At 56.1% G+C, this 26,218-nt stretch carries 22 protein-coding genes; 8 read left to right on the top strand and 14 right to left on the bottom strand.

Going from position 1 to position 26,218, the window contains the following annotated elements:
- The first annotated feature begins 228 nt into the window (after positions 1-228).
- From K0O24_RS13645 to K0O24_RS13635, 3 genes are all read left to right on the top strand, one after another.
- Positions 229-633 (top strand): MAPEG family protein, encoded by a 405-nt coding sequence (locus K0O24_RS13645; protein WP_219893263.1) that lies wholly within the window; start codon positions 229-231, stop codon positions 631-633.
- Between the two features lie 4 nt (positions 634-637).
- The gene (locus K0O24_RS13640; protein WP_219893262.1) at positions 638-2,365 is read left to right on the top strand and encodes an N-acyl-D-amino-acid deacylase family protein; all 1,728 of its coding nucleotides are present in this window, start codon (positions 638-640) and stop codon (positions 2,363-2,365) included.
- Positions 2,366-2,456: 91 nt separating this feature from the next.
- Positions 2,457-2,981 (top strand): DUF1993 domain-containing protein, encoded by a 525-nt coding sequence (locus K0O24_RS13635; protein ID WP_219893261.1) that lies wholly within the window; start codon positions 2,457-2,459, stop codon positions 2,979-2,981.
- Positions 2,982-3,147: 166 nt separating this feature from the next.
- On the opposite strand, the gene K0O24_RS13630 is transcribed toward K0O24_RS13635, so the two are convergent.
- The 6 genes from K0O24_RS13630 to K0O24_RS13605 form a co-directional block, all read right to left on the bottom strand.
- The gene (locus K0O24_RS13630) at positions 3,148-4,623 is read right to left on the bottom strand and encodes an MFS transporter (RefSeq protein ID WP_219893260.1); all 1,476 of its coding nucleotides are present in this window, start codon (positions 4,621-4,623) and stop codon (positions 3,148-3,150) included.
- A gap of 120 nt (positions 4,624-4,743) precedes the next feature.
- On the bottom strand, positions 4,744-5,559 hold the full coding sequence (locus tag K0O24_RS13625; RefSeq protein WP_219893259.1) for an alpha/beta fold hydrolase: 816 nt from the start codon (positions 5,557-5,559) through the stop codon (positions 4,744-4,746).
- Positions 5,559-6,524, bottom strand: coding sequence for an aldo/keto reductase (locus K0O24_RS13620; RefSeq protein WP_219893258.1), 966 nt, complete (start codon positions 6,522-6,524; stop codon positions 5,559-5,561). Before K0O24_RS13620 ends, K0O24_RS13625 begins: the two co-directional genes overlap by 1 nt.
- 22 nt (positions 6,525-6,546) lie before the next feature.
- Positions 6,547-7,512 carry a phytanoyl-CoA dioxygenase family protein gene (locus K0O24_RS13615; protein ID WP_219893257.1) on the bottom strand — a complete coding sequence of 322 codons (966 nt, stop codon included), beginning with the start codon at positions 7,510-7,512 and terminating at the stop codon, positions 6,547-6,549.
- A gap of 200 nt (positions 7,513-7,712) precedes the next feature.
- Positions 7,713-8,861 (bottom strand): alpha/beta hydrolase family protein, encoded by a 1,149-nt coding sequence (locus tag K0O24_RS13610; RefSeq protein ID WP_219893256.1) that lies wholly within the window; start codon positions 8,859-8,861, stop codon positions 7,713-7,715.
- Between the two features lie 389 nt (positions 8,862-9,250).
- A complete protein-coding gene (locus tag K0O24_RS13605; protein WP_219893255.1) occupies positions 9,251-10,057 on the bottom strand; it encodes an SDR family NAD(P)-dependent oxidoreductase in 807 nt (268 codons plus the stop codon).
- Between the two features lie 191 nt (positions 10,058-10,248).
- Between K0O24_RS13605 and K0O24_RS13600 the strand changes: the two genes are divergently transcribed.
- Both K0O24_RS13600 and K0O24_RS13595 read left to right on the top strand, forming a co-directional pair.
- A complete protein-coding gene (locus tag K0O24_RS13600; protein WP_219893254.1) occupies positions 10,249-12,552 on the top strand; it encodes a TonB-dependent receptor in 2,304 nt (767 codons plus the stop codon).
- A gap of 91 nt (positions 12,553-12,643) precedes the next feature.
- Positions 12,644-13,567, top strand: a complete 924-nt coding sequence (locus tag K0O24_RS13595; protein ID WP_219893253.1) for a VOC family protein — start codon at positions 12,644-12,646, stop codon at positions 13,565-13,567.
- Between the two features lie 44 nt (positions 13,568-13,611).
- On the opposite strand, the gene K0O24_RS13590 is transcribed toward K0O24_RS13595, so the two are convergent.
- Positions 13,612-14,367, bottom strand: coding sequence for an SDR family NAD(P)-dependent oxidoreductase (locus tag K0O24_RS13590; protein WP_219893252.1), 756 nt, complete (start codon positions 14,365-14,367; stop codon positions 13,612-13,614).
- A gap of 176 nt (positions 14,368-14,543) precedes the next feature.
- Here K0O24_RS13590 and K0O24_RS13585 point away from each other — a divergent pair, with 176 nt between their 5' ends.
- The gene (locus K0O24_RS13585) at positions 14,544-16,475 is read left to right on the top strand and encodes a beta-galactosidase (protein WP_219893251.1); all 1,932 of its coding nucleotides are present in this window, start codon (positions 14,544-14,546) and stop codon (positions 16,473-16,475) included.
- Between the two features lie 123 nt (positions 16,476-16,598).
- Here the strand turns inward: K0O24_RS13585 and K0O24_RS13580 are convergent, their stop codons facing one another.
- On the bottom strand, positions 16,599-17,234 hold the full coding sequence (locus K0O24_RS13580) for a TetR/AcrR family transcriptional regulator (RefSeq protein ID WP_219893250.1): 636 nt from the start codon (positions 17,232-17,234) through the stop codon (positions 16,599-16,601).
- A 151-nt stretch (positions 17,235-17,385) separates the two neighbouring features.
- Between K0O24_RS13580 and K0O24_RS13575 the strand changes: the two genes are divergently transcribed.
- A complete protein-coding gene (locus K0O24_RS13575; RefSeq protein WP_219893249.1) occupies positions 17,386-18,363 on the top strand; it encodes an alpha/beta fold hydrolase in 978 nt (325 codons plus the stop codon).
- A gap of 45 nt (positions 18,364-18,408) precedes the next feature.
- Positions 18,409-19,458 (top strand): aldose epimerase family protein, encoded by a 1,050-nt coding sequence (locus K0O24_RS13570; RefSeq protein ID WP_219893248.1) that lies wholly within the window; start codon positions 18,409-18,411, stop codon positions 19,456-19,458.
- Here K0O24_RS13570 and galK read toward each other — a convergent pair.
- From galK to K0O24_RS13540, 6 genes are all read right to left on the bottom strand, one after another.
- The gene (gene galK / locus K0O24_RS13565) at positions 19,445-20,617 is read right to left on the bottom strand and encodes a galactokinase (RefSeq protein ID WP_219893247.1); all 1,173 of its coding nucleotides are present in this window, start codon (positions 20,615-20,617) and stop codon (positions 19,445-19,447) included. The genes K0O24_RS13570 and galK overlap by 14 nt on opposite strands.
- Positions 20,614-21,660: a UDP-glucose--hexose-1-phosphate uridylyltransferase gene (locus K0O24_RS13560; RefSeq protein ID WP_219893246.1), complete on the bottom strand. Its 1,047-nt coding sequence runs from the start codon at positions 21,658-21,660 to the stop codon at positions 20,614-20,616. Before K0O24_RS13560 ends, galK begins: the two co-directional genes overlap by 4 nt.
- On the bottom strand, positions 21,653-23,164 hold the full coding sequence (locus tag K0O24_RS13555; protein ID WP_219893245.1) for a sodium:solute symporter family transporter: 1,512 nt from the start codon (positions 23,162-23,164) through the stop codon (positions 21,653-21,655). Before K0O24_RS13555 ends, K0O24_RS13560 begins: the two co-directional genes overlap by 8 nt.
- Positions 23,165-23,520: 356 nt before the next feature.
- A complete protein-coding gene (locus K0O24_RS16815; protein WP_246611016.1) occupies positions 23,521-24,237 on the bottom strand; it encodes a PEPxxWA-CTERM sorting domain-containing protein in 717 nt (238 codons plus the stop codon).
- Between the two features lie 120 nt (positions 24,238-24,357).
- The gene (locus K0O24_RS13545) at positions 24,358-25,890 is read right to left on the bottom strand and encodes a glycine zipper 2TM domain-containing protein (protein WP_219893244.1); all 1,533 of its coding nucleotides are present in this window, start codon (positions 25,888-25,890) and stop codon (positions 24,358-24,360) included.
- A gap of 93 nt (positions 25,891-25,983) precedes the next feature.
- The gene (locus K0O24_RS13540; RefSeq protein ID WP_219893243.1) at positions 25,984-26,184 is read right to left on the bottom strand and encodes a Thivi_2564 family membrane protein; all 201 of its coding nucleotides are present in this window, start codon (positions 26,182-26,184) and stop codon (positions 25,984-25,986) included.
- Positions 26,185-26,218 lie beyond the last annotated feature (34 nt).

The following is a 26,218-nucleotide window of genomic DNA, read 5'->3' as shown; positions in this document are numbered from 1 at the left end:
AGATGCTCCGATGCAGGCAACCAGCTATGCCGCAATTTCGGCAGTTGAAGTTGGTTCAAAGGTTCGCCTCAGTCTGTGCAAACGCCCGCCGCCAAAGGTACATGGCCCACCGGTCGGCTCCTTACATCGGCACAAGCTTGTGGGCGCGAGCCGCAAAAATGTGAGTTGCCGCGTCGCTCCTATTTCCCCAGCCTGCATATATGTTGGGGAAGAGGAGCGCGAAGATCCATGACCGATAATTACACTTATGTCGTGATCGTCAGCGCACTGGCGCTGCTGGCCTATTATTTCACACTGCTAATGGCGGGGCTTGCGCGGGGGCGGTTCAAGATCGCAGTGCCCTCGCACAGCGGGCCGCCAGAGTATGAGCGCTATGTCCGCGCGCATCAGAACACGCTCGAACATCTAGTGCTGTTCCTGCCGGGGATGTGGCTTTTCGCATATGTCGTAAGTCCGTTGTGGGCGGCGGGGATCGGAGCGATCTGGCCCTTCATGCGGGTGCTTTATGCGCGGGGCTATCACAAGGCACCAGAGAAGCGGCTGATCCCGCTCTACCTGTCTATGCCGCCAATCTATATCTTCGTGCTTGGCTCGCTGGTTGGCGGGGTCGTGCGGCTGGTGAACGGAGGGTGAGCCGATGACGGCAGATTATGATCTGATCATCCGCGGCGGCACTATTGCGGACGGCAGCGGAGGCGATCTGATCGAGGGTGATATCGCCATTGCGAATGGACGGATTTCAGCCATCGGCTCGGTCAGCGGGCGTTCCATGCAGGAAATCGACGCGAAGGGCCGCATCGTCACACCCGGCTTCATCGACGTACACACTCACTACGATGGCCAATGCATATGGGCCGAGGAACTTTCGCCCTCTTCCTCTCACGGGGTCACCACAGCGGTGATGGGCAATTGCGGGGTGGGCTTCGCGCCTTGCCGCAAGGCGGATCACGACATGCTGATCAATGTCATGGAGGGCGTGGAGGACATTCCCGGAGTGGTCATGACCGAGGGCCTTTCATGGAACTGGGAGACATTTCCGGAGTATCTGGATACTGTTGCCGCCCGAAAGCGCGACATCGATGTTGCCGCCTACCTTCCGCATTCGCCCCTTCGGGTCTACGCAATGGGCGAGCGTGGCGCTGCGCGCGAAATCGCCACAGCCGATGATCTCGCGATGATGCGCCGGCTTACCGCTGAGGCGATGCGCGCCGGCGCGATCGGCTTTGCCACTTCGCGCTTGTCGATTCACAAGACTGCCGATGGCAATGCCATCCCGACCTTCGAGGCCGATATTGCGGAACTGGAAGCAATCACCCGCGGTATGGCGGACGCGGGCGCAGGGACGTTTCAAGTGGTGCTTGACGCGTTTGTCGGATGGGACAAGGAGTATCGGGTGATCGAGCGGGTTATCGCCGCTAGCGGCCGCCCGGCGACCTTTACGCTTGCTTCAGGCAACGACGCACCGCCCCGCTGGCGGCGGGTGCTTGAAATGCTCGATGAAACCAATGCCAGCGGCGGAGTCGCCCACGCGCAGGTCATGCCGCGCCCGATCGGCCTGATCGCGGGTCTGGAACTGACAGTGCATCCCTTTGTGCTGTGCCCGAGCTGGGCGAAGATTGCACAGCTTTCAATTGACGAGCAGGTCGCTGCAATGCGCGATCCGGCTTTGCGCGCCGCCCTCATCACTGAGGATTTCGCGCCCGGCCACCCGTTCAACGAACTCGCGCGCAACTGGCGCTGGCTGTTCCCGCTCGATGATCCACCTGACTATGCTCCGCCTGCGCATTTGAGCATGGCCGGGCAAGCCGCGGCTCAAGGCTGCACCCCGCAGGAGATCGCCTATGAGCGGATCCTGGCTACAAATGGTCGGGGCCTGTTCCTCGCTGCGCTCGGCAATTATGAGAATGCGACGCTTGAGAGCGCGCACGAAATGTTGCGGCACCCATATTGCGTACCCGGCTTGGGTGATGGCGGCGCACATTATGGGGCCATCTGTGATGCCAGCTACTCAACTTATCTTTTGACCCAATTCGTAAAAGGCCAAGGCCGGCTGCGGCTGGGTCTGGCCGAGGCCGTGCACATGCTGAGCCGCAAGGCGGCGCGTGCCGTCGGGCTTGATGATCGCGGACTGCTCAAACCTGGCGCGCGGGCGGATCTCAATATCGTCGACCTGGATGGCCTCAAGCTGCACTTGCCAGAGGTAGTGCGCGATCTACCAGCCGGTGGGCGCCGCCTGCACCAGCGTGCAACCGGCTATGACGCGACGATAGTAGCAGGTGAAGTGATCCGCCGTTTCGACCGATCGACGGGTGCTCGCCCGGGAAAGCTGGTGCGTGGGGCTGGCTTTAGCGCGAAGGCGAATTAGTGCACGGTCAGAGCAAATGCACCGTGCTGATCAGCCATTGAATTTGCTCCTGGAGTTTGTATCTCAACTGCTTAACTAAAAGGACCGCCCTATGTCCCTCTCACTCTACGAAGCCTTTGTTCCCAATTGCCAACAAATTGTGGGTGCCCTCAGCAACCTGATCGACAAGGGGGAAGCATTTGCGAAGGACAAAGGGATTTCTGACGAAGAAATGATTGGGGCTCGGCTGGCGGAGGATATGTGGAACCTGCCATGGCATGTGCGCAGTTGCTGGGTCCATTCGGCCTATGTTATCAGACTGCTGCCGAGCGGCGAGTTTTCGCCCGATTTCTCGGATATCCCGGACAGTTGGGACGCGATGCGCGCGCAGGTCGCCGTAACGTTGGACGGACTGGGAAAGGTCACACCTGAAGAATTGGAAGCGGTGGCAGACAGCAGCATTGGATTTGTGCTGGGGGGCAAGCGATTGATGGAGTTCACAGGGCAAAATTTCCTGCTCAGCTTTAGCCAACCAAACGTCTATTTCCATGCGGCCACCTTTTACGACATTTTGCGGATGAAGGGTGTGCCGCTGGGCAAGCGCGATTTTATGGGTGTACCGCGGTTCAAAAGTTAGTTCCTGCCCATTACAATGTGAGCACGGGAACATAAATGTCAGGCAAGGTGACTTCTGCGATATTCAGAAGAAAGTGCTAATTGGATCAACTGTTTCGCCGACATTTTTGTTCCCGAAGCCCAAGCAATGTCTCGATATCTGGGCCGTTCAAGCGGCCATGAAATTGTCACCCAAGGGTCGCGCTTTCTCCAGTTCTGCAACGCCGCCTTAATGCGGTCGTGATCTCATCGTGGCGCACGCGCGTAATACTGTAGGACGCGAGGATAAGGAGAGAAACGAGCGCAATTACGGCTGGAACAGGGCCCCAGATCAGCACAAGTCGGAACTGCATGGGTTCCGGTAATGCGGCCGCGGTGGCCTGATTGACGTGACCGGGAAAGCCAATGAGATCAAGGGCCAGACCTGCCACCATCACGCCAAGTCCCGTCGCCGCCTTTCCGGCAAAACCAAGCCCGGCAAAATACAGTCCTTCACGTCTACGATTAAACAGATATTCGTGCTCATCGGCGGCGTCGGCCATCATTGAGGGATAGGCTACGGAAACGAAACCAGTGCCAATGCCCGCCACAAATGAATTGAGCTGCATCGGCAGGAGAGCAGCATCACCCAGCGGGACGTAAAGTCCCAAAAGTTTGGCCCCTTGCAGAACCACCCAATTTGCAATCAGAAGAAGAAAACCGAGGATGACGACATACTTCTTCTCGATACGTCGCTGAAGCAGAGGAGGGACGAAAACGCCCAGCAGAATTCCGACGAGATAGGCGTAGCTGATGAACTGGATCTTTTCACTTTTCATTTGCCAGACATAGATGAAGGCGTGGTTGTTGAGGCTGGCATTGGCGCCGATCGCTATGAAGATCACGACTGCGGAAATGAACAAAAGCCGGAAAGATCGGTTGCCGAATATCTCCTTGAGTTCTTCAGGAAGTCGGCGGAGCATCGAACCGGGCGCCTGGTCGGGTTGTGGAAGGGCAGCTGCATAGCGCCTCACACCAAGGCAGCATAGTGTCATGCAGACAAACAAGAGCAGGGCAACTGACCACCCGAAGCCCGGGTATCCCTCTGCCTTTTGTAGCCCGCCATTCGCGAAATAAATCGAAAATCCGATTGCCGTAACCGCCACGCCGGAACAAATGCCCGCAAATGCACGATAAACCACTACTCGAGTCCGCTCCGCATAGTCGGACGTCATTTCGGCACCAAGCGCGATGTAGGGGACGTTGAAAAGCGAAATGAAGCTTCGAACCGCAACGGACATGACTGCCAGCCAGGCAAACAGACCCCCCTGGCCAAGTCCATGTGGTGGAGAAAACAAGAGCCCGATCGATATTGTGATCAGAGGAATGGCCATGATCATTGGCGGCAGTCGGCGTCCCAGGCTGGATTTGATGTTATCCGACCAAGAGCCAACCAGAGGATCAACAAGCGCATCAAACGCGAGACTGACTGCAAGAGCCGCACCGACGAGGGTACCGGATAGACCCAGCACTGCGGAATAATAGAAAAAGATGAAGGCAATTGCCGCATCAAATCCGCCATTCTGGGCAGCCTGACCAAGGCTGTAGGCAATCTTGACCGGGATTGAGGGCTTAAGGGGAGAAGCCGCAGGCGCGGTTACTGCCGGTTCGTCGATCTTGTCCAAAGTCAGGTCCCCATATTGTCAAAAGTCTTGTGTGCCAGTGATTTCCGCGCTCGAAATGCCTTAATATCAGAGTGTATTGTAGTCTGCTGGGCGAAGGCTGAGCCGCAGCGAAACGGGCTATCAATCGGCATGTTCGGTGCGTCCATTGAGAAATGCGCGAACGGCGGCCATAAATCCGGCAAAATTTTCGCGGCGGATGTTGTGTCCCGCGTTTTCAATACGCACGGCTTCTATTTGAGGATTGATCCGCAACGCTTCTGTTACGATGGCGGAGGTAATCATCCCGCCCCTTTGGCTTTCGCCGTAAATTAGCAAGGTTGGCGAAGGGAGCCTTGCGAAAATGCTCTGCCAGGGTTTCGTGTAATGTGGCATCGCCAGCGGATCGACCTGCCGCTTTCCAAGCAGCCATGCCGGGAATTCGTCTTCGTGCCAGGATGGCGACAGATCCCGGCCCATTGCCGCCAATTCAGTATCCGTCAGCGACTGGAGATGGGTGATTTGCTTGCGAAATCGTTCGTTGCGAGCATTGGCCTCGGACGGCTCGGCTAAGGGGAGGAGGGGAGGGTCTTCAAGGATCAATTTGGAAACACACGCCGGAAACCGGGCGGCAAAGGCCGCAGCTGCGAGCGCGCCTACAGAATGGCCAAGCAGGATGGGCAAATTCAGGCCGAGCCCGTCAATTGCTTCGGCAATGTCCTGCGCCGGATCGTGGTGCACATGTCCAGCAATCCGCGAACTTGCGCCATGACCGCGCGCGTCCAGCATGATGATGTCAAATTCGCTGGCAAATGCCGATGCAAATCGGCTCCAGCACAGCCCGTTGTCGGTTAGGCCATGCAACAGAACCATTTGCGGGCCGTTACCGCCTGTGCGGTGATACGCCAGATGGCCACCTGAGATGTCCACTGCACCGGAACCCCATGAGCTGACATCCATTACCATGCATAGGCCTCGGGCGCTGGGCCAATCGGCGGAAAGATTGCGTCAAGCCTTGCAAGCGCAGCGCCGTCCAGAACAATCTCTGGAACGTGCCCAATCGCGATCAATTGTTGCCTGCTTCGAGGCCCGACAATCGATGCAGTGATACCACTTTGGTGTAGTGCCCACGCAAGCGCGACGGCACCGGGCGTCTCATCCAGTTCGATACAAAGTTCAGCAAAAAGAGACAATTGTTCGGACCTGGCGGCGGTTCCGGCCTTGACCTCTGGCGAATGGCGCCGCCCGTCGGCTTCACCGGAAGGACCTGCCAGAAGGCCGCCAGCCAATGGGCTCCAGGCGATCACGCCAACACCATATTCGTGGCACGCTGGGATCACTTCGAGTTCGGCGCGGCGCTCGGTCAGATTGTACAGGCTCTGCTCCGAAATCAGACCAAGGCGGTGGCGCGCAATCGCTTTTTCGTTCGCTTGGGCAATCTTCCAACCTGGGAAATTGCTGGAACCGACGTAAGTGATCTTGCCTTGGGCAATCAAACGATCTGTTGCCTGCCAGATTTCTTCCATCGGTGCGGTTCGGTCAATGTGATGCATTTGATAAAGATCGATATGATCAACTTTTAGACGCTGAAGGCTCGCGTCGCATGCCATCTGGATGTGTCGAGCTGACAAGCCGCGATCATTGATGTCGCCTGACATTGGCTCATACACTTTGGTTGCCAGGATAACTCGGTCTCGACGGGCCGGATCTTCCGCGAACCATTTTCCGAGAATGCTCTCAGTCGCGCCGACACCCAGGTGCCCGCCATATTGGTTTGCCGTGTCGATGAAATTGATACCCATGGCGACAGCTTCGTTCAGGATTGCAAAGCTTTCCTCTTCGGATGTGCGGGGTCCGAAATTCATTGTACCGAGACAAAGTTCGCTGACTTTGAGTGCAGAGCGGCCCAGTCTGCGATATTTCATTGGGCCTCCCCGATTGCGAGCATCACGGCGCCCATAGTGTTGCTCCCGTTTGCAAGGTTTCGCTGGAATCGGCAACGCAGAACCGTGTGAGGTACTGGGCCCTTGCGGAGAGCTTGCTGTGGTCCTGATAAGAGATACCGGGAACAATAGGTTCCCGGAACCACGGCGCGTAAAACTCGAGGTTGGGGATCGCCCGCATGGCATTCGAAACATTGGGTGTGCCGCCGTGCCAGGCGCGCACGTCGCGCACCATAATTGCTCCTGCCGGAGCTGGGCAGACAGTACTCAACCGCATCCATTCAGGTTCTTCTTCAAGTGTGGGTATTGGCGTGCGGGAATGTTGGGTGCCGGGGATCTGCCGGGTTGGCCCGTTCAGACGCGTAATTTCCTGCGGCAAAAAATTTACGCAGACATAAGGGCAGGGCAGATCTCGGACGGTGACATGCCCACGTGGATCATGAAATGCGCTGAAAGGAGACACGGTGTTGCTTATCCAGTCTCCAACGTCCGAATGAAGTGGTTGATAACCCAGTGCACCCGGCAGGCAGAAGTCTCCACTTGCGGCACGCAACGCATAATCGCTCGATCCGAAAATTGCAGTCACGACTTCGTTTACGACAGGAATATCGAGCATCATTTGCCATTCTGGCCGGTGCAGCTGGCTGCGAGTCAGACTCGATCCGCCAAAGGAATAGCGGTGGGAACCGCGATTGCCGTTGCGCTGTGTATCGAGTGCGAGGATTTCTGCGGCAACTTCATTGCATCCGTTCGCGAGGAACTGCGTCTGCTCTTCATTCAGGACGTCCGCAATAACTACAAAGCCGTCACGGCGAAAAATTTTGACTGCCCGAGCAATGTTTCCTGGTTCAACAATGTCCAGTCCTTTTAGGCCGTTGTTGGCTTCGAGATGTGCCCGCAACGAGTCGATGTCAGGTGTTTCAGCCTCCGTGACAAAAAAGTTTCTGTTTCGTGCCGGCTTATCTGGCATGAAGGGCCTCCTTGTGAGCTTGAAGGGACCAGACCTGCATAAAATCCCAGATCTCTGCTGCGCTGTTCCGATGGATACTCGTCATGATCCAGGGCATCATCTCCTTTATTGTACTAATAGTCAATAACTTTAATCGGCTGTTTTGGTTGAATTGGCCGCGATGGGCGTGATGAGAGGCGGCATCCAGCGTGCGCCGGTGGTCACTTCAAGTCGCGGCTATTTGCCTTCTCGCCCTTGTGCAGGTGGCGAATTTCCATCCCGGTAGCCCATCTCCGCTGGAAGCCTCGCCAGTAGGCTTTTTGTTCCGGACCAGCCCATTCGCCGTTCAACTGCTCCGCAAATGACACAGGCCACTCTGCAGCATCTGAATTTGCCGTCGGCACATTCAGATAGTCTGCTTTGTCAGCCTCATCCTTGAGGTTCAAATCGAGAAACGCAGTCACGAAATGTTGGTTGATCGCATTGAGCCGATCGTTGCGCCAAACCGGCTCGGCCAAAAATTCGTAGCCGGCAAAATCCTTGCCCTCACCGAGGTTGAAGGGGTTACCGACAATATTGTGCCGGGCCTCTCGATAGACGAGCATGTAGCGATCTGTATTCGCCATGCTGTCAAAGAGCCACTTCACGCCATCACTATAATTCACAACATCATCCTCGCTGCCGACGAAGATCATCGTCGGTGCAGTGATCCGAGCTAAGGATGCAGCATCCCAGGCCCTGCTGTCTGGTTGCCCTCCCCAAGGTGAGAACAAGATCAAGGCCTTGATCGGCACGCTCTTCTGGTTCGCCTCGTGCAGCATCGCCTGCGCTTTTGAAGGCAGCTTTGAAAGGGGATCCTTGGAAAAGAGATAGGAGGCGCCAGCTGATCCAAGCGCTCCATACCCGCCCATGGAATAGCCGATCAATCCGATCCTGTGAGGGTCGATCAAACTGGCAAATCCTCCTTCTCCGCTGCCCGCCATGGCAACCAGCCGATCGATCACACCTCTTTGGTCGAGGCTGCGATCAAAGAGGACATTTGAGAACGACACGAGAAACGATGTCATGCTGTCCGCCTGCATGTCTGCGTGTTCGATCGATGCGACGACATAGCCCTGCGATGCGATATGTTCCGCAAGATTGCTGAACTGCGTATTCCATCCGCCATAACCGTGGGACATGACAACAAGCGGGAACTTTTGGCCAGAAAGGGGATTGGCAGACGCGATTGCGTAGCCTTGGCTCGAAACCGCAAGCGCAGGTTTTTTCGGCAAACGCAGCTCGTGTTCATAGATGACGGGCGCGCCCGTCGCGCCCACTTCGACAGGGTACCAAACCCTTACATCAAGAGGGCGAGGGGCGTCTCTCATCGAGCCCGCAAGCATGCTCGCAATTCCGATCCTGGGGCGATTCGGTAAGGCAATATGGATGATTTGCGTGCCGATACTGAAATGCCCCTTCCGCCCCAGTTCAGGAGCTTCGCCTGGCTTACCTGCATGCACCTTCGGTGATGCGACATACGTCAATGCTGCGGCTCCGGCGCCAATTAGCGACATGCCTCCCAGGGTCGCTTTCAACCATTTCCGCATCGTCCACCTCTCTTCTGAGTCCTACCGTTCATTGATTTATTGCTAGGGCCTATCATCCACGCATCGCAGTTTTTGGCGAAAGGCCATTCGCCCAATTTGTTGTACAATACGTCAATAGATTGCGGGACAGATGACTGCGAATGGAAGGTCTCATCGCGAGGCGGGGAGCGTCATTGCGCCTTTAGGCCGCCATCCACGGGTAACGCGGCGCCGTTGACAAACGAAGAGTCTGTGCTTGCCAAAAAAAGGGCAACGGCCGCGACTTCATCAGGGGTGGCATAGCGAGCCATGGGGATCATTGCCGTGAAAAGGCCGCGCAGTTCGGCGATTTCGGCCTGACTTTTGCCTCTCTCCATGTCTCGCATCATTGGAGTATCGGTCATCGCGGGGCAGATTGCATTGACGCGGATACCGAGCGGGGCAAGTTCGACCGCCCCGACTTTCGTCAAACCGATAACCGCATGTTTGCTCGCATTGTAAGAAATCAAAAAACGTCCGCCGCCAAGCCCCGAAACGGAAGACATGTTGATGATTGAGCCGCCCCGGTCTCGCATCAATTCTGCGCCGGCCTGCATGCCAAGAAAAACGCCTCGGCAATTGACACGCATCACCTCGTCAAAGGCGTCGACCGGGCAATCACGCAGCAGCGCCCTTGGTCCTGAAATCCCGGCGTTGTTGAAAAGGATGTCAAGCCCGCCGAATTTGCTTTCGACCACCTTTCTTGCCTCAATCCAGCTCGCCTCACTCGCCACGTCACCTTCGATCTTCAGCAGACGGCGACCCTGGGCTGAGATGGCTGCCTCAAGCTGACTCCAATCCGTTCCAACCAGGTCAAAGCCAATGATATTCGCGCCCGCGCGCGCCATTGCTTCCGCCGATGCAAGCCCGATACCTTGAGCACTACCCGTAATCAGCGCTGTTTTTCCCTCAAGCTTCAAGCTGGCCATTCGCTCATTCTCCCGATGAGATATCTTCATTCCATTTAATATATACCCCGTCAACAATATTCAAAAAATGACCATGTTCGGCATGCAAAACGGTGATATATGAACCTTTACTGACGTATTATATAATTAAATTGACTACTGACGGAAAATTCAATAATCCACTTATGCATGATTCTGCATCCGTCAGGGAATGCGGGCTAGAATGAAAGAGGGAGGTAAGGATGAACTCGGTTTCAAGATTTGTGCTTTTGTCGTCGGTCGCCATAGCGGCATTGCCAACGGCAGCCGCCTACGCTCAGAATGCGCCCGTTACTGCAGACAGTGCGGAATCCGAGGGGTCGCCAAACGACATTGTCGTCACTGCCCGTAAGGTGAAGGAAACGCTTCAAGACGCGCCACTTGCCGTGTCTGTGGTTACGGGCGAATTTCTTGATCGCACCGGATTTTCGCAGGTCAGCGAAGTCGTTCGATTCGTTCCAGGCATCGCCCTCTCGCCGCTCAACACGACTCGGGCCAGTGGGTCCAAGATCCGTGGCATTTCCACATACAGTTTCAGTGACGGCTTTGAATCGAGCGTGTCGACTGTTGTTGATGGCGTTGTTCTTGGCCGAGAAGCGCAAGGATTTGCAGACTTTCTGGACGTTCAGTCAATTGAAGTCATCAAAGGGCCGCAGGGAACGCTGTTCGGCAAGAACGCCTCCGCGGGCGTGATCAACATAAAGACGAATGATCCGGAATTCGAATTCGGTGGCAGTGCCGATGCAACCTATGGCCGATTCAACGAAACCAAGGTGCGCGGTACCGTGACGGGACCGATCGTGGGTGACAAGCTCGCTTTCCGATTAACGGGCACATACAACACGCGCGATGGCGTGCTTGAAAACGCAATTCCCGGCCAACGCGATCTGAATGATCGCGACGGCTATTCGTTGCGTGGCAAGCTCCTGTTCCAGCCAAACGACGATCTCAGGGTCGTCCTGACAGGCGATATTGGTCATAGCAGCAATCACTGCTGCATTGCGACTTTCCGGACGGCTGGTCCAGCCATTGGCCTTTTGGCTTTTGCGACCAACCCTGGCGTTCAGCAATTGCGTGCCGCACTCGCCGCCTATGGAATTGTGCCCGGGCCCAGCAACAGGAAAGTCGGGGTGCTCTATAATCGCCTGCTCGAGACACAATCGCCGCGCGGTCTTGCTCTCAACGTCGACTATGACTTTGGCAGCAGTTCACTGACTTCCATTACGTCCTGGCGCAAATGGAGCATCAACGAATTCAATGAGGCCGATGGTGTCTCCAACTCAAACGTCAACAGCCGAAATGGCACCAAGGTCAACACCGAGCAATTCACGCAGGAGGTGCGGCTCAATACAAAGATCGGATCTGCTGCTGATATTGTAGCTGGCCTGTTCTTCTTTCATCAGAATCTGGCCGTCCCTGATGCGCACGTCGACATTGAGTTGGCGCTGCCATTTCCTGGCTTTTATTTCAACGCTCGGACGGATGCCACCCGCGCGGTCTCGACAGACAGCTATGCCGCATATGGCGAAGCGACATTTCATCTGTCGGACAAGGCCTCAATTATCGTCGGCGGCCGCTATACGCACGATTCCTTGCTCGCGACCTACAAGCGCACGACTGTCGCGATCGATCCGACGAAGCCCTTCTCCGGCTTTTTCGGGCCCGATTATACCGGCATCCAGTCTTTCAAGAACGATAATCTCTCGGGTCGCGTGATTGCTCGCTACCTGTGGACTGATGATGTCATGACCTATGTTTCCTGGTCACGCGGTTACAAGGGGCCAGGGATCGATGTCGCAGAAAGTGTCAACGTTGGCGCCGTCTTGTCGCCTGGCGGTCTTCCTGTCCTGAAGCCTGAAATTCCTACGCTTTGGGAAGCGGGTATCAGAACATCTCTGTTCGATAAGGCACTGACAACCAACGTCACTTTTTACAGCCAACAGCTTCGCAATTTGCAGACGATCACGCCAAGCGCTGTTGGTGCGGCGCTCAACATCGGGATCGATAAGCTGAAATCCAAAGGGATCGAGGCCGAAATCATCCTGAGACCGGCAGTGCTACCGGGCCTGACTTTGACGGGTGCCTATACACTCAACGACATCAAGATCGCGAAGTTTGCAGCCAATCCCGCCCTCGTCGGGTTGCGCTTCCGCGATAATGCCCATGATTTCTATTCCGTCATCGGAGACTATCGCACATCGCTGGGCAGCTCGAATTTTCAAGGCTTCGTAAGAGCAGAATATGCTTGGCAATCTGCCAAGAATACTGACCTTGCCGGCAGACCTGCTTACAATGTTGATTCATATGGTTTGCTCAACCTCCGGGTTGGGTTTGACGGGCCGGACGACAGGTATGGCGTCACGTTCTCGGTCGAGAACGTGACCAACAAAGACTATGTCCATTACATTTTTCCCAGTTCCTACGGCGTGCTTGATGGCGGCCAGACAACGAACCAATATATCGGTGATCCACGCACCTGGAAGGTCACGTTTCGCGGCAAATTCTGATCGGAACGCTTAAGCGAGCTGCCACGGTTCATGACGCTTTTCATCCGCGTCGTGCCGTGGCAACTTCGCTTCCCGGCGAGGACAGTTACAGATGATTTTGGGCGTTCATCATATTGGTGTGACAGTTCGCTCGATCGAAGCAATGCTGCCGCTCTATGAAACCGCTGCAGGTCTAAGCCGCATTGATATCGGCCGCGCTCGGCCTGCTTTGGCGGAAGATCACAGCCATGGAGCCTTCGAATCCTGCATGCTGGCCGCTCCCAACGCGTATGTCCAGCTTCTGCAAAAGGGGGCATCGGCTAGGAAGATTTCAGAACCCAGCCCAATCAACCGCCCAGGAATACGCCATTTCTGCATCCAAAATCATGATTGCGCCAAGCTTGAGCGGGCTGTCTATCATTCGGGAGGAACCCTGATCGCGCCACCGCTCGACTTGGGGACCGGGAATCAATATGCTTATGCCCGAGATCGGGAAGACAACATTATCGAGATCGAGGGACTGCCCTATGCCCCGGCAGCGCAACCGACATGGATTGGCCATGTCGCGATTGTGACTGAGAACATGGATGCCTCACTGGCCTTCTTTTCCGAATTGCTCCGCGTGCCAACGAACGGCCGGAAGATGATCGGTCCGACATCGCAAATTGATCGGATGGGCGGACTGAGCAATGCGCGGCTTGAGGGTGCCTGGCTCCAGGCGTCCAATATGTTGCTTGAATTTTGGCAGTTCCACGCACCGCCTTACGAAGGCCCTGTTTGTCGGGCCGACCCGTCCGAACCCGGCTACAGCCATATCGCCTTCGAGACGGACGATCTTGAAGGAGAAACGGCGCGCTTGCTTGCGCTTGGGTGCACCGCGGCAGAAGGTCTCGATGAGGTGCCGTCGCTGCGATCAGATTTTCTAAAGACCCGCAGCGGCATTATGATCCAATTGGTGGAACCGCGAGATCCCGTCGTTTCGCTGGCGGCACTGTCTGATCTTGGCGTTTGCGCGCGCCTCGAGGCGGGAAAGTAGCACAAGGTACGCCGCCGCTGGATGACCTAGGTTGGCGATGACGGCTACATTGGAAAGATGGTGAAGCCGCCATCCATGACAATCGATTCTCCGGTCAGCAGTCTCGAGTGCTGCGAAGCGAGAAACACGGCGATGCCTTCCATGTCCTCGAGCGTACCGATTTTGCCGGAAACAGTGCGCCGCTCACATGACTGGCGGAAGACTGGCGGCGTATCGAGCGACATTTCCGTTTCGATATATCCAGGCAGGATGGCATTCACTGTTATGCCGGCGCCCCCTAATTCGATCGCCAGTTGGCGCACCAAGCCCGAAACGGCAGCTTTGCTTGGCGAATATCCGCCGCCCGGCAGGCCGATGATCCCGGCAATCGATGATGTTGCAATCAATCGTCCGCCTTCGCCGCGTTCGGCCATGTGCCGAGCCGCAACCCGGAATGTGCTTACGACGCTGTGAAAGTTGAGATCCATCGTCTTCTGCCAATCTGCGGTTGACAGGCTCGACAAGCTGCCTCGGATCCCACTGCCGCCCGCATTTGCAAAGCAGCTGTCCAGGCGGCCGAAATGCTCAAGGGTCTGAGCCATCGCAGCATCAACCTGCTCTGGCAAGGTGACGTCGCAGGCAAAACTTACGGCCTCAGCACCTATATCAGAAAGTCTTGCGCAAGCGGCCTTATTGCGCTCTAGATTGCGTCCCCAGATTGCCAGTTTTGCGCCGGCCTTTGCCAATCCTGTAGCCATCCCAAGTCCCAATCCGGCGTTTCCTCCGGTGACCAGCGCGACATGCCCGTCCAGATCAAACAAACCAAATTCTCCCTTGCCATCTTGCGAAACAGCATCGCGATGACCCTGTCATGCTCTTTATTGTATCTATCGTCAATAGTCTGAACTGAGAAGTTCAAATTCAGGCATTTGACAACAAGTCCGGTCCCATTACTGTAAAGTCGTTCAATTCCTTCAAGGTGGATGCAGGCCGAGTTATGCGGTTAGGAGTATGCTATTATCCCGAACATTGGCCCGAGCACATGTGGTCGGTCGATGCGCAGCGCATGGTCGAAGCCGGGCTGACGCGCGTAAGGATCGGCGAATTCGCCTGGAGCCGGATCGAGCCTGATCCGGGACGGCTTGAATGGGACTGGCTCGATCAAGCAGTTGATGTTCTCCATAGCGCCGGGCTAGGCATCATTCTGGGCACGCCAACCGCAACCCCGCCGAAATGGCTGGTCGATGCGATGCCGGATATGGTGGCAATGGATAAACATGGGCACAAGCGCGGTTTTGGCTCACGGCGGCATTATTGCTTCAGTCACTCTGGTTATCGTGTTGAGGCCTTGCGGATCACAACGGCGTTGGCCGAGCGCTATGGCAGCCACCCGGCGATTGTGGCATGGCAGACGGACAATGAATACGGCTGTCACGACAGTGTTTTGAGCTTTTCTGATGCTGCTCGCGCTGGCTTCCTGTGCTGGCTTGAAGAGCGCTATGGTACGATAGCTGCCCTCAACGCGGCTTGGGGCAATGTCTTCTGGAGCATGGAGTATCGCAGCTTCGAGGAAGTTGACCTACCCAATCTTACCGTCACCGAAGCGAATCCGGCGCACTGGCTCGCTTTCCGCAGGTTCTCATCGGACCAAGTGGTGAGTTTCAATCGCGGCCAGGCTGAAATTCTCCGTGCACATTCTCCCGGGCGGGATGTCGTTCACAACTTCATGGGATTCTTCACCGAGTTCGATCACCATGCCGTGGCGCGCGATCTCGATGTTGTGGGCTGGGACAGTTATCCGCTGGGCTTTCTCGACAGCTTTCCGTTCAGCGAGGCGGACAAGCTTGCGTATGCGCGGCAGGGCCATCCCGATATCGCCGCATTCCACCATGACCTCTATCGCGGGTGCAAGCCCAATGGGCGCTGGTGGGTGCTTGAGCAGCAACCCGGACCGGTCAATTGGGCTCGAAACAATCCCGCTCCATTGCCTGGCATGGTCAGACTGTGGACCCTCGAAGCCATGGCGCACGGGGCGGAACTGGTCAGCTATTTTCGATGGCGCCAATTCCCTAAGGCGCAGGAGCAGCATCACGCCGGCTTGCTTCGTCCTGATAGCTCGCCAGCACCCGGCTTTGGGGAGATGCAGCAGACGGCGCTTGAAATCGATACACTCGGGTCGGTTGGTGCACCGCCAAGGAGCGTTGCGCTGGTCTTTGCCTATGATGCAGAATGGGTGACGCAGATTCAGCCGCAGGGTGACCGACTGTCGGCACTTTGGGCGGCTTTTGCCTGTTACACGGCGTTGCGCCGCATGGGACTGGATGTTGACATTGTGCCGCCCGATGCAGCGCTGGATGGCTACGCGCTGTGTGTGATCCCATGCCTGCCGATCGTGCCCGACGCACTTGTTGCCAGCCTTGACGCATTTGCCGGACAGGTCGTGATTGGGCCGCGCAGCGGCAGCCGCTCGCTTGACTTTGCGATTCCGGAGGAACTGCCACCGGGGCCTCTGCAAGCTGTTCTGCCGTTGCGCGTGACCGAAGTTGAGAGCTTGCGGCCTGGACTTGCCCACTCGGGTCTTACCTGGTCGATTGCTCGCTGGCTTGAACATGTCGAAGGTACGGCCAGCGCCGAGTTTGTGGCGTCAGATGGTACAGTCGCCAGTTGGAAGCACGACAGGTTCCGTTATTTGGCAGCATGGCCAGAGCCTGAGCTCGCCGCTGCGGTTTTGGGCGCTGCAGCGCGTGATGCGGGGCTGAAGATCCAAAATCTGCCGGAAGGACTAAGGCTCAGGCGCGCGGGCGAGCGTTGTTTTGCTTTCAACTATGCAAGCAATTCGCTTTCCCTGTCGTGCGATCTCACCGGGAAGTTTGTGCTCGGCGGAGCAACGCTAGCGCCTGGTGGTGTCAGTGTTTGGGAAATCGACTGATGATTGGGTCACAGCCGAGCCTGTTTCGGAAGCTTCCATTGGTATCTTGCCGAGCATGAAGCCAGCGACGGCATTCGCCGTATGAATGCGGATTGGGTTCATAGGTGCTGAAACTGCTGCCGATTAATCCTGCCGTCGCAGAGGTTGCCGGCGGACTGAGTATTCATCTTTGAGGTGGATAATCGTTCCTATAATCATCGTTACAGTCAAATCCTCGACCGTCTTTAGGTCAAGATTGCCACGATGAAGGTAGGACCCTGCCGATGCAGGCAGCCCAAACGAAATGTCGGTAGCTGCCCTTGCGATATCAGGTGGAAGATCAAAATGATGTGTGATGATCTCCGCAAGGTAATCGACTGCCTTGTTGCGGCTGAATTCTGTCGGGTCCCGCATTTCGGATACACTGGGCTCCGCAGCGAGACGCTCGATCAGTGGACCACGCTCATGCATGTACGATAGATAGGCGTGGGTAATCGAACGGACCAAATCCTCGAATGTGGCCGCACCATTGGCTGCGTCTGCCTGGGCCCGGCGAATGTGCCGCATCTCGCGTTGGTAAAGTTCGCGGAGCAATTCGGTCAGGTTCGGGAAGTATGCATAGACCAGCGATTTGCTGATTCCGGCTTCTTTGCCAATGCGTTCCACCGACAACTGGGCGACGCCTTCGCGCGCGACAATGTCGGCGGTGTGATCGAGGATCAGCGATCTTCGCTTTTCCGGACTATAGCGACGACGCTCAGGCTTTGTATTTTTGACCATCTCGCAAGCCTTAACACAATTTCACGGAAATTGAATAAGGCATTCCCTTTAGTCGCCGTGGCTCAATTGTCGGTGGCGAAAGCATGTCTTAATTGACGAAAAATGCAGTAATGGATGGTAACTGGCTAACGACTTGTCTTATGGATTGAGGATGGACTCATATGACTTCAGTGCAGGTGCGCATGCGGCGTCGCTGGCGGCGCAGGATCGGCTCAATTCCGCGGCGGCGGAGCCCGCCTTTGTGAGCAGTTGGGTAGAAGCGGTTGATGCGCGCATCCATTGTGTTTCGTCCGGTGAAGGCTCCGTTGTTCTGTTCATCCACGGCTTCCCATCTTTTTGGTATTGTTGGGCCCGACAGCTTGAGGCGCTGCGCCATCATTATCGCGTGGTTGCAATTGACGCGCCGGGCGCAGGCGCGACGACATGCGCCAATGCGGTGGCGCCCTACCGCGTCTCAGCACTTGCTACGCAGATCAATCACCTCGTCCAAATCATTGCACCGGAACAGAAAGTGCTGCTGGTTGGACATGATTGGGGCGCAGCGCTCGCTTTTGCTGTAGCGCAGGCCTTTCCCGAGAGAATTGCAGGAGTTGCTGGCATCGCCAGCTTGCCATTCAACCAGGTTCTGGCCCTTTTGGCCAACGACAAGGATCAGCAACGTCGTTCGAGCTATATGCAACGACTTTGTGCAATGTCGCTGGAGCAGGCAGAACTCACGGCGCATTCAATCGTTGCCGGTGCTTATGCTGAGCTTGCCTCATTCGACACTGTGGATTCCGAGGAAATGGCATTGTTCGAACTTGCATGCGGGAATCCGCGCGCGCTCTGGAACGGGTCACTCTGGTATCGTGCCAATCTGCCCAACGCAACGCGATCTCCGCGGGATTGCATGTGGCCGCCCGCCGATCCATCATTGGATATTCCCGCCCTTCTAGTCTGGGGTGAGGCTGACGAGGTTTTTGTTCCACGGGCACCTGAATATTTCGCTGCAAAGCATTCAGATTCAACTGTATTGCGGCTGGACGGCGTGGGTCACTGGTGCATGTTGCAGGCGCCGGACGAGGTGAATGCAGCACTCCTCGAATTCGCCGATCGCTGTTTTGGCACCATTGGAATGTCACGTGCATAATCGGGTGCTCCTCCCATTGCACTTTAGGCAGGTGCCACATTGGGCATGATTTCATGTGTCGAACATGTGTTGCCGGATGGCGTAAGAGCCAAGCTCTGGGTTTTGCGAAATCCCGACGGCGCGGGTGTCTCTGTGCTGGATCGCGGAGCCACGCTTTGTTCGGTCATCGTCCCTGATCGACACCAAAGGATGGATGACGTCACGCTCGGATTTGATCGCGTGGATGACTATTTTGCGAGCCGGGAGTTTCTGGGTTCGGTTATTGGACGTTATGCAAACCGATTGAGCGGGGCGAGCTTTGTGCTGGATGGGGAGCGGCACATACTGAGCAGCAATGATGGCCGCCACGCGCTCCACGGTGGAGCAGACGGGTTTGACTGCCGAACCTGGCACGGTTCGGTCATTGCGACATCGGAAGGCGAGGGAGTTCGCCTGGAGTTGACAAGCCCGGATGGCGACCAAGGGTTTCCTGGAGAGGTTCTGGCATCGGTGTCGTTTGTCTGGACCGAAGACAATCGTCTGGTCACCGATTTTGAAGCAACGACAAGCCGGCCAACACCGATCAATCTCTTGCTGCACGCATATTGGAACTTGTCGGGGCAGCCGTCTAGGTGCGCGATTGGTGATCACCTGTTGACGCTGCACGCTAATAGGTTCCTGCCGATCGATGCGGAAAAGATACCGACGGGCGAACTTGTTCCAGTTCTGGATACGCCCTTTGATTTTCAGTCGGAACGACGCATTGACGAGGGCCTTGAGGCGGATGAACTGCAGATCGCCATTGCGGGAGGCTTTGATCATTGCTGGGCGGTTGACGGCTCAGGCGTTCGGCCGGCTGCGCGACTTTACCATCCCCAGTCGGGGCGGGTTCTCTCGATTGCGACTGATCAACCCGGTATCCAAGTTTATACCGCCAATCATTTCGATTCCCGGATCGCCAAGAGGGAAGGCAGCACGCTCTATCGACATTGTGCCGTCGCGCTTGAGACCCAGCAATTTCCGGATTCTCCAAATCAGCCATCATTTCCGGACACTATCTTGCGGCCCGGCCGACGGTTTCACAGCCGCACGGAGTATAGCTTCACCACCCGCTGACTAGGTGTGCGCCTGTCGCTGGTGTTGCAACCATTACCATTTGCTGCTCCATTCCGTGCTGGCGCCAATGCGCCGAAAGCGCTTCTTGAACGGTGCTGACCCGATTTTGCGGCAAGACGGCAACGACGCAGCCTCCAAATCCCCCGCCGGTCATCCTCGCGCCTCCATTGATACCGATTGCCTCAGTAAGGCACTCCACGAGCGTATCGATCGCAGGAAGGCTCACCTCGAAATCATCGCGCAGCGAGACATGTGAGGCGAACATTGCCCGACCGAGGCTCACCAAATCGGACTCGCGCATTGCCTGCGCCGCTTCGAGCACTCGCGCATTTTCAGTGACTACGTGGCGCGCGCGGCGAAACACCGTCTCGTCCAGTTCGCCACGGCCTGCCCGCAAGGCGTCAAGGTCCAAATCGCGCAAGGCGCCCAAATGATAATGTTTAGCAGCATGCGCGCATTGCAAGCGGCGTTCATTATAGGCGCTGTCAACAAGCCCCCGCGTGACACCGGAATGAACGATCATGATGGTGGCATCAGCTGGAAATGGAACATGGCGCACTGCCAGCGTTCGACAATCAAGCAGGAGTGCTTGATCCTGCTCGCCAAAGACCGAAGCCAGCTGATCCATCAACCCGCAAGCGCAGCCGACAAACTCATGCTCTGACCATTGTGCGACTCTGGCCAGCGCCAGCCGATCGGGGCTTGCTTCGCCGGAAAGGGCCGAAAGGCCCAACGCTAATGCGACGCCGAGCGATGCGGAAGAAGAGAGGCCAGACCCTTGCGGGATATTGCCAGACAGGACGATATTGGCACCCGAAATTGGCAAATCAAATCGGGGCATGCCTGCAACGATACCACGCAGATGATTTTCCCAATCGCCATTTTCTTGGCGCGGAATGTAGCTGCCGAGTCCAAAGGATGCCGATGCATTCCCGAGGTCGAGTGCATTTGCCTCGATCCGTTTGTCAGATCTGAGTCCAAGAGCAACAAGTGTTCCAACGGCAAGCGCGCAAGGCATGGCCAAGCCGTCATTATAGTCTGTGTGCTCACCAATCAGATTCACGCGGCCTGGTGCGAAGGAAACGAGATCTGGTACACGGCCGTGAACCCGGCGAAATGCGGAAACGGTTCGTTCTATGAGAATTGGGTCTATCGTCATGACGCTGTATTCTTGCTGTAGTGGACTGTTGAAACTTCCCGCAGGTGGGCTGCCGCTTGTTCGGGAGTCAGGTCGCGCTGCGCTTCAGCGAGCATTTCATAACCGACCATGAATTTTCGTACGCTCGCCGAGCGCAGCAATGGCGGATAGAAATGCGCGTGCAGTTGCCAGTGAACGCAAGGTTCATGCACATAGGGTGCACCATGCCATCCCATTGAATAGGGAAAGGAACAGGAAAATAAATTGTCATAGCGCGTTGTCAGTTCGCGCAACACTTTACCAAGATCATCCCGCTGCTTTGCATCCAGTTGCTCGATTCTTTGCACAATGAAACGAGGCAGAAGCAGAGTTTCAAATGGCCATACTGCCCACCAGGGAACAATGGCCATCCACCAATCGGTTTCGACAACGACGCGAGGCCCCTGTGCCTCTCGTGTTGCCAGATCGAGCAACATGGGAACACCGTTTCTGGCGAAATAGTCCCGTTGCGTGCTCTCCTCAACCGCAGGCTCATCCGGGATATGATTGCTTGCCCAGATCTGCCCATGCGGGTGCGGGTTGGAACAACCCATGGCCGCACCCTTATTTTCAAAGAGTTGCACCCAGGCGTAACGTTGCCCCAAGTCCCGTGCCTGATCCGCCCAGCAATCAATCACGGCGCGCATTTCGCCGCTCGTCAACTGGGGCAGCGTTTTGCCATGGTCTTGCGAAAAGCAAACGACGCGGCATTCACCCGCAACAGCTTCGTGCCGAAACAATTCATTGGCCGAGTTCGCGCCGCCCGACTTCGCTTCGCTCGTTGGCAGGAGTGCGGGAAAGTCATTGTCAAAAACCCAAGGTCCGGAATAATCGGGATTTGTCTGTCCGTTCGCCCGGGTATTACCAGGGCAAAGATAGCATGCCGGATCATGACTGGCGGTGCTCGCCAGGGCAGCTGGTTCCACTTGGCCAAGCCAGGGCCGTTGGGTGCGATGCTGCGACACAAGTACCCAACGCCCAGTTAGAGGATTGTAGCGGCGGTGGACGGCTTCGGTTTCAGACATGCCGGATGACTCCAGGGCCGATATAACGGGCGTGGTTTCCAAAGATCAGCCGATTGGCAACGAGCGCGACGGATACCGACGTTGCGAGCACAATCACCATCACGTCGATATAATGAAGCGAAGGCAGGCCGATATGTTCGTAAAAGGTCTCGCCCGCATAGACCGCACCGGGCTTGTACAGAACAAAGGTGTGGAGCGCATAGACACCCACGCCGTAAATGAGGCCAATGACAGCGGCACGCGCATCTACATTGGCGAACAACAGGCCCGCGATAAATGCAGACAGCACCGGCATTGACGAAAGGCCGTTCAATTCCTGCAAAAGGTTGATGATGCTCTTGGCATCCTCAAACGCCGGGACCAGCAAAATCGAGGTAATGGTGAACCCCGCCGACGCAATTGCTGCCAGCCGCCAGTGGTCTTGCACTTGCCGGATGAACTTGTCGTGAAAGTCGATCGAATAGAGCGCAACCGAGCTGTTGAGGATCGCGCTGGTGTGGGCAATGACAGCAGCAGCCATCAAGGCCGCAAACGCGCCTGATAGCCACTCGGGAAGCACATGGGCTACGACCTTGCCATAACTGGCATCGCCCATCGGGCCAAACAGCTTGTAGCCGACCACTCCGGGGATCACGACAATCGCAGGGATAATCAGGATCCTAACGGCCGCAGCCGCGAGAACGCCTTTTTGCGCCTCGCGAACGGTTGGTGCCGTCATCGCTTTTTGGGTGATGTTCTGATTGGTCGACCAGTAGAAGATCTGGATGAACAACATTCCCGTGAACAATGTGTGGAAGGGTATCGGCGAATCGCTTGCGCCGATCATCGAAACTCGCTCTGCCGGCACGCCGCTGAACAGGTCAAAGTCGATCGCCGCAAGCGCGAGAACCACGACCAGCAGGGCAATTGCCAATACGCCGATACCAGAAAACGTGTCCATGACCGCGACCGCCCTTAAGCCTCCGGTGATCGTGTAGAGCGCAGCAATGATCGCCAGTGGCGCTGCGAAAGTGACCAGAGGCCAGCTGACACCAAACATCGACTTGAGAAAAAGGCTGCCCGAATAAAGCGCCGCAGGCAAATAGATCAGGATATTGCCCAGCAGGAAAATTGCGGAAATGACCGTCCTTATGCTGCCGCCATTGTACCTGCGTTCGAGCAGTTCGGTCACCGTGGTGCAATTGTTCCGATAATAGATCGGCACAAAAACAAAGGCGAGGATGAGCAGGCCGAAGAAGCCGCAAATCTCCCACCAGGAGAGCAGCAGCATTTGATTTCCGTTCATGCCGACCAGTTGCTCGGTCGACAGGTTGGTCAGGGTAATTGAGCCCGCAATGTAGAGCCAGGTCAGGCCGCCGCCGGCCAGAAACACGTCCTTGCCGGATCCATCATGCTCACCGGTTGAGCTGCGAACCTTGAGCCACGTGGCAACGCCAATCATCAGGGTGATCGAGATGAAAACAGCCACTTGGCCGGATCCCGTCGATGTGAGCGCCACTGTCATTGTCCTCCGTTTGACGCTGTGTCATGCCGCACTGTCAACAGGCGTTCAAGCGGACGTCTCAAATTATTGACGATAAGTACAATAAATCTGTCGGATGGTGGATTTCGATCATGCTATGTGATCTGTGAAATCACTCTGTCTTCTTCCGCTATCCCTGGTCCCGACTTAGGTCGAAAAGTTCTGGGACCGTGCAGGCGATCCGGAAGAGGATCGCCTGAGCAAAGAAGTCTGGTTTTAGATGGAGTGGCTGTTGCAACAGTCGGGGCGTTGCCAGCTCACTTGCTCTTGTTCCTACGGATTGTTCGGCCGTACTCCCGGAACATCGACAGTTAGGTAGTTCAATTTCAAGGATGTTCTCAAGAAAAGGCAGTTTGTCTTGTTTGCCGGCGGCGCAACGAGAGCCCCAGCAACGCGAAGCCGCCGAACATCATTGCCCAGGTTGATGGCTCGGGAACAGCAGACAAAACGGTCGCGCGTACCACAAAGTCGTCATAATCATCGTCTTGGTTCGTGAACTCGTCGTCATAACCGAAATAGAAAGTTGTAACTGGGCTTCCGCTCATGAGGCTTGGGTCGAGGAATATGCCAAACCCGTTGTCACCAACTGTTGCCGGAATGCCGCCTGAACTCGAAAAGTTCAATAGCCCTGCCAGTGAACCGAATGAAAAGCTTTGTGCACCGATCACAAGGGGCGCGCTGAAGAAGTTTGTATACGACGAATTTTCGGTCTGCGTCAGGCCTCCAGACGTACTGAATGTGTCATTGAAACCACTTTCGCTGCCAAGAAATTCGAACATGATCGTTGCAGGACCATTGAGAAAGAGCGAGGCACCGGTCGAGGCATAACGAGTAAGGCCAAGTGCGGCCAGACTTCCCTGGAAATCGTTGGAGCCCGGAATCGCTGTCGTCGTTGCAAAATTGATGGTCACGTCAGCTGCGGCATATGATGCAGTCGGCAACGCCAAGGTGGCCAATGCGGCAGCGAGCAAGTGAGTCTTCATAAATAAGGGCCTTTCTGGTGAGGTGTGCCAACTAAACTTGCGGGTCCCGACTAAGTTCCGCTGGCTGCCCATGAGGTTTTGATTAATGTAATTCTATTTGGCCTGGAGGCGTGCTGACTTTTCGATCCCAAGTCTCGGATGCGGCGCCTCGCGTGGGGAAGGCGAGGCGCGGCATCCCATTCTGGATTTCAATCAGTAACGGCGATCGTCTTCAAACGTCGTGATCCGAAGCGAGTTGCTCAAGCGATCAAGGCGCACGTTGATTGCAGCCTCATCCCTGACCGAGAGCGCACCCTCACGATTTCGCCTCATCGATCCTTCGTTACGTCGGATATTGGCAAGGTCCCGCAAGGCCCTGTTCGTTGCAAACCGGTTTAGTGAACCTTCACGGTTTGCAGAGCGAATGTAGCGTTCAAGCCATGCTTCGCGTGCGCGAACCTCCCGCGGCATTCCGGAGCCCGGGCCGTTTTCGCTTGTCGGCCTTGCAATCCAGCGGCCTTGTCCGTCGTAATAGCCCGATGTCGCGCCGGCATGCCAACGGCCGCGATTATCATAGTAGCCGGGCTGATCTTCGGACATCCAGACACCTGCGCTGTCGCGATGACCGCTCGCTGCGCCAACCATCCAATTGCCTCGTGAATCATAGTGGCCGACCGTGGGGCCTGCGATCCAGCGGCCGCGATTGTCATAATGGCCCCCTGCCGCACCAGCAATCCAATTGCCGTCATTATCGTAATAGCCCTCGGCCGAAGCTGGCACCCAATGGCCGTGCGTATCATAGTAGCCGGCAGCTGAGGCGTCGGTATTTGCAGCAACCCAACGACCTTGGGGATCATAATAACCATTGGGAGTGCCCTCAACCCATTGGTTGTTGCGATCATAATATCCTCTGGCAGCATCGCGATCGGCAGTGCCGACATGCCAACGACCCTTGTCGTCATAATAGCCATAAGCATCATTCCGTCGCCCAGGCTGTGAGTTCGTTTCAGTAGTCGCCCCAACTGAAATCCAACGACCGCGCGTATCATAATAGCCCGAGGCGTTGCCAGTGTGCCAGCGTGCATCACTGCCATAGTATCCACTTTGTGGGTCGTTGACCCAGTTTCCGTTGGAATCTGTATGCCCGCTCGCAACGCCGGCGATCCAACGGCCACTTTGATCATAGTGTCCCGTCGTGTTCCCTGCCACCCAGCGACCGCGATCGTCATAGTATCCGGCGGTTGAACCCGCTATCCATTGGTCATTCCGATCGAAATAGCCACTTGCGGATGCGGGCACCCAATGACCCTGGGCGCTGTAGTAGCCATTGTCTTCCTGAGAGCCCGGATTCTGGATCCAGCGATTGCTCTCGTTGTAATAGCCATTTGGTGTGCCGTTCATCCACTCGCCGTTCCGATTGTAATAGCCGGTTGCGGCGGAAGCACTGACACCCGTCGCATGCCAACGATTGTTTTGATCATAATATCCATAGGCGTGGCTGCAGTCCGCGTTTGGCTTCGCAACCTGATTGCCGATGACGCCGCCCAGAACAGCACCGATGACAGTGCCAATCGTTTTATCGCCGTGACCGGCAATCACATTGCCGGCTACGCCACCAACAGCCGCGCCGCCTGCGGTCGCCACGACACGATTGGAACGCTGACGTTCGCAGGATTGCTGTGCGAGGGCACTTGCCGGGATTAACGCGGTAGCAGCCATGCAGGCGGTGAGAAAATACTTACCCATGATGTGGGACTCCTTGAAAGGGCTGTCGCCCGAAAATGTTGACAGTTAACGTGCGCTGCGACGGAAAGTTCCGCATGCGCAATCAGGGGCGTTTCAACGACCGACCTTGATCGAACCGAGTGAGCTTACCGAACCTACAATTCCGAAAAGCTGGAGCAGCCATATTATGACGGCGATCACGACGACCGCGTTCAAGATGCTCTTTATCTTGCCGTCCATCGGCAGATACGTGTTGATCAGCCACAGCAAAACGCCAATGACGATCAATACGCCAACGAGGCTGATGAGGGACATGGAGTTTCTCCAGAGCAAGCCGCAGGCGCCATGC

It is taken from the genome of Aquisediminimonas profunda (assembly GCF_019443285.1).
In the GTDB taxonomy this organism is placed as follows: Bacteria; Pseudomonadota; Alphaproteobacteria; order Sphingomonadales; family Sphingomonadaceae; genus Aquisediminimonas; species Aquisediminimonas profunda.
The sequence above is the reverse complement of the archived record's forward strand: the minus strand, read 5'-3'. Positions and strand labels throughout refer to the sequence as shown.

Excerpts from the sequence above, each read along its gene's own strand:
- K0O24_RS13645 (WP_219893263.1), top strand. The coding sequence starts at position 229 with ATGACCGATAATTACACTTATGTCGTGATCGTCAGCGCACTGGCGCTG.
- K0O24_RS13640 (WP_219893262.1), top strand. The coding sequence starts at position 638 with ATGACGGCAGATTATGATCTGATCATCCGCGGCGGCACTATTGCGGAC.
- K0O24_RS13635 (WP_219893261.1), top strand. The coding sequence starts at position 2,457 with ATGTCCCTCTCACTCTACGAAGCCTTTGTTCCCAATTGCCAACAAATT.
- K0O24_RS13625 (WP_219893259.1), bottom strand. The coding sequence starts at position 5,559 with ATGGATGTCAGCTCATGGGGTTCCGGTGCAGTGGACATCTCAGGTGGC.
- K0O24_RS13620 (WP_219893258.1), bottom strand. The coding sequence starts at position 6,524 with ATGAAATATCGCAGACTGGGCCGCTCTGCACTCAAAGTCAGCGAACTT.
- K0O24_RS13615 (WP_219893257.1), bottom strand. The coding sequence starts at position 7,512 with ATGCCAGATAAGCCGGCACGAAACAGAAACTTTTTTGTCACGGAGGCT.
- K0O24_RS13610 (WP_219893256.1), bottom strand. The coding sequence starts at position 8,861 with ATGAGAGACGCCCCTCGCCCTCTTGATGTAAGGGTTTGGTACCCTGTC.
- K0O24_RS13605 (WP_219893255.1), bottom strand. The coding sequence starts at position 10,057 with ATGAAGATATCTCATCGGGAGAATGAGCGAATGGCCAGCTTGAAGCTT.
- K0O24_RS13600 (WP_219893254.1), top strand. The coding sequence starts at position 10,249 with ATGAACTCGGTTTCAAGATTTGTGCTTTTGTCGTCGGTCGCCATAGCG.
- K0O24_RS13595 (WP_219893253.1), top strand. The coding sequence starts at position 12,644 with ATGATTTTGGGCGTTCATCATATTGGTGTGACAGTTCGCTCGATCGAA.
- K0O24_RS13585 (WP_219893251.1), top strand. The coding sequence starts at position 14,544 with ATGCGGTTAGGAGTATGCTATTATCCCGAACATTGGCCCGAGCACATG.
- K0O24_RS13580 (WP_219893250.1), bottom strand. The coding sequence starts at position 17,234 with ATGGTCAAAAATACAAAGCCTGAGCGTCGTCGCTATAGTCCGGAAAAG.
- K0O24_RS13575 (WP_219893249.1), top strand. The coding sequence starts at position 17,386 with ATGGACTCATATGACTTCAGTGCAGGTGCGCATGCGGCGTCGCTGGCG.
- K0O24_RS13570 (WP_219893248.1), top strand. The coding sequence starts at position 18,409 with ATGATTTCATGTGTCGAACATGTGTTGCCGGATGGCGTAAGAGCCAAG.
- galK (WP_219893247.1), bottom strand. The coding sequence starts at position 20,617 with ATGACGATAGACCCAATTCTCATAGAACGAACCGTTTCCGCATTTCGC.
- K0O24_RS13560 (WP_219893246.1), bottom strand. The coding sequence starts at position 21,660 with ATGTCTGAAACCGAAGCCGTCCACCGCCGCTACAATCCTCTAACTGGG.
- K0O24_RS13555 (WP_219893245.1), bottom strand. The coding sequence starts at position 23,164 with ATGACAGTGGCGCTCACATCGACGGGATCCGGCCAAGTGGCTGTTTTC.
- K0O24_RS16815 (WP_246611016.1), bottom strand. The coding sequence starts at position 24,237 with ATGGGCAGCCAGCGGAACTTAGTCGGGACCCGCAAGTTTAGTTGGCAC.
- K0O24_RS13545 (WP_219893244.1), bottom strand. The coding sequence starts at position 25,890 with ATGGGTAAGTATTTTCTCACCGCCTGCATGGCTGCTACCGCGTTAATC.
- K0O24_RS13540 (WP_219893243.1), bottom strand. The coding sequence starts at position 26,184 with ATGTCCCTCATCAGCCTCGTTGGCGTATTGATCGTCATTGGCGTTTTG.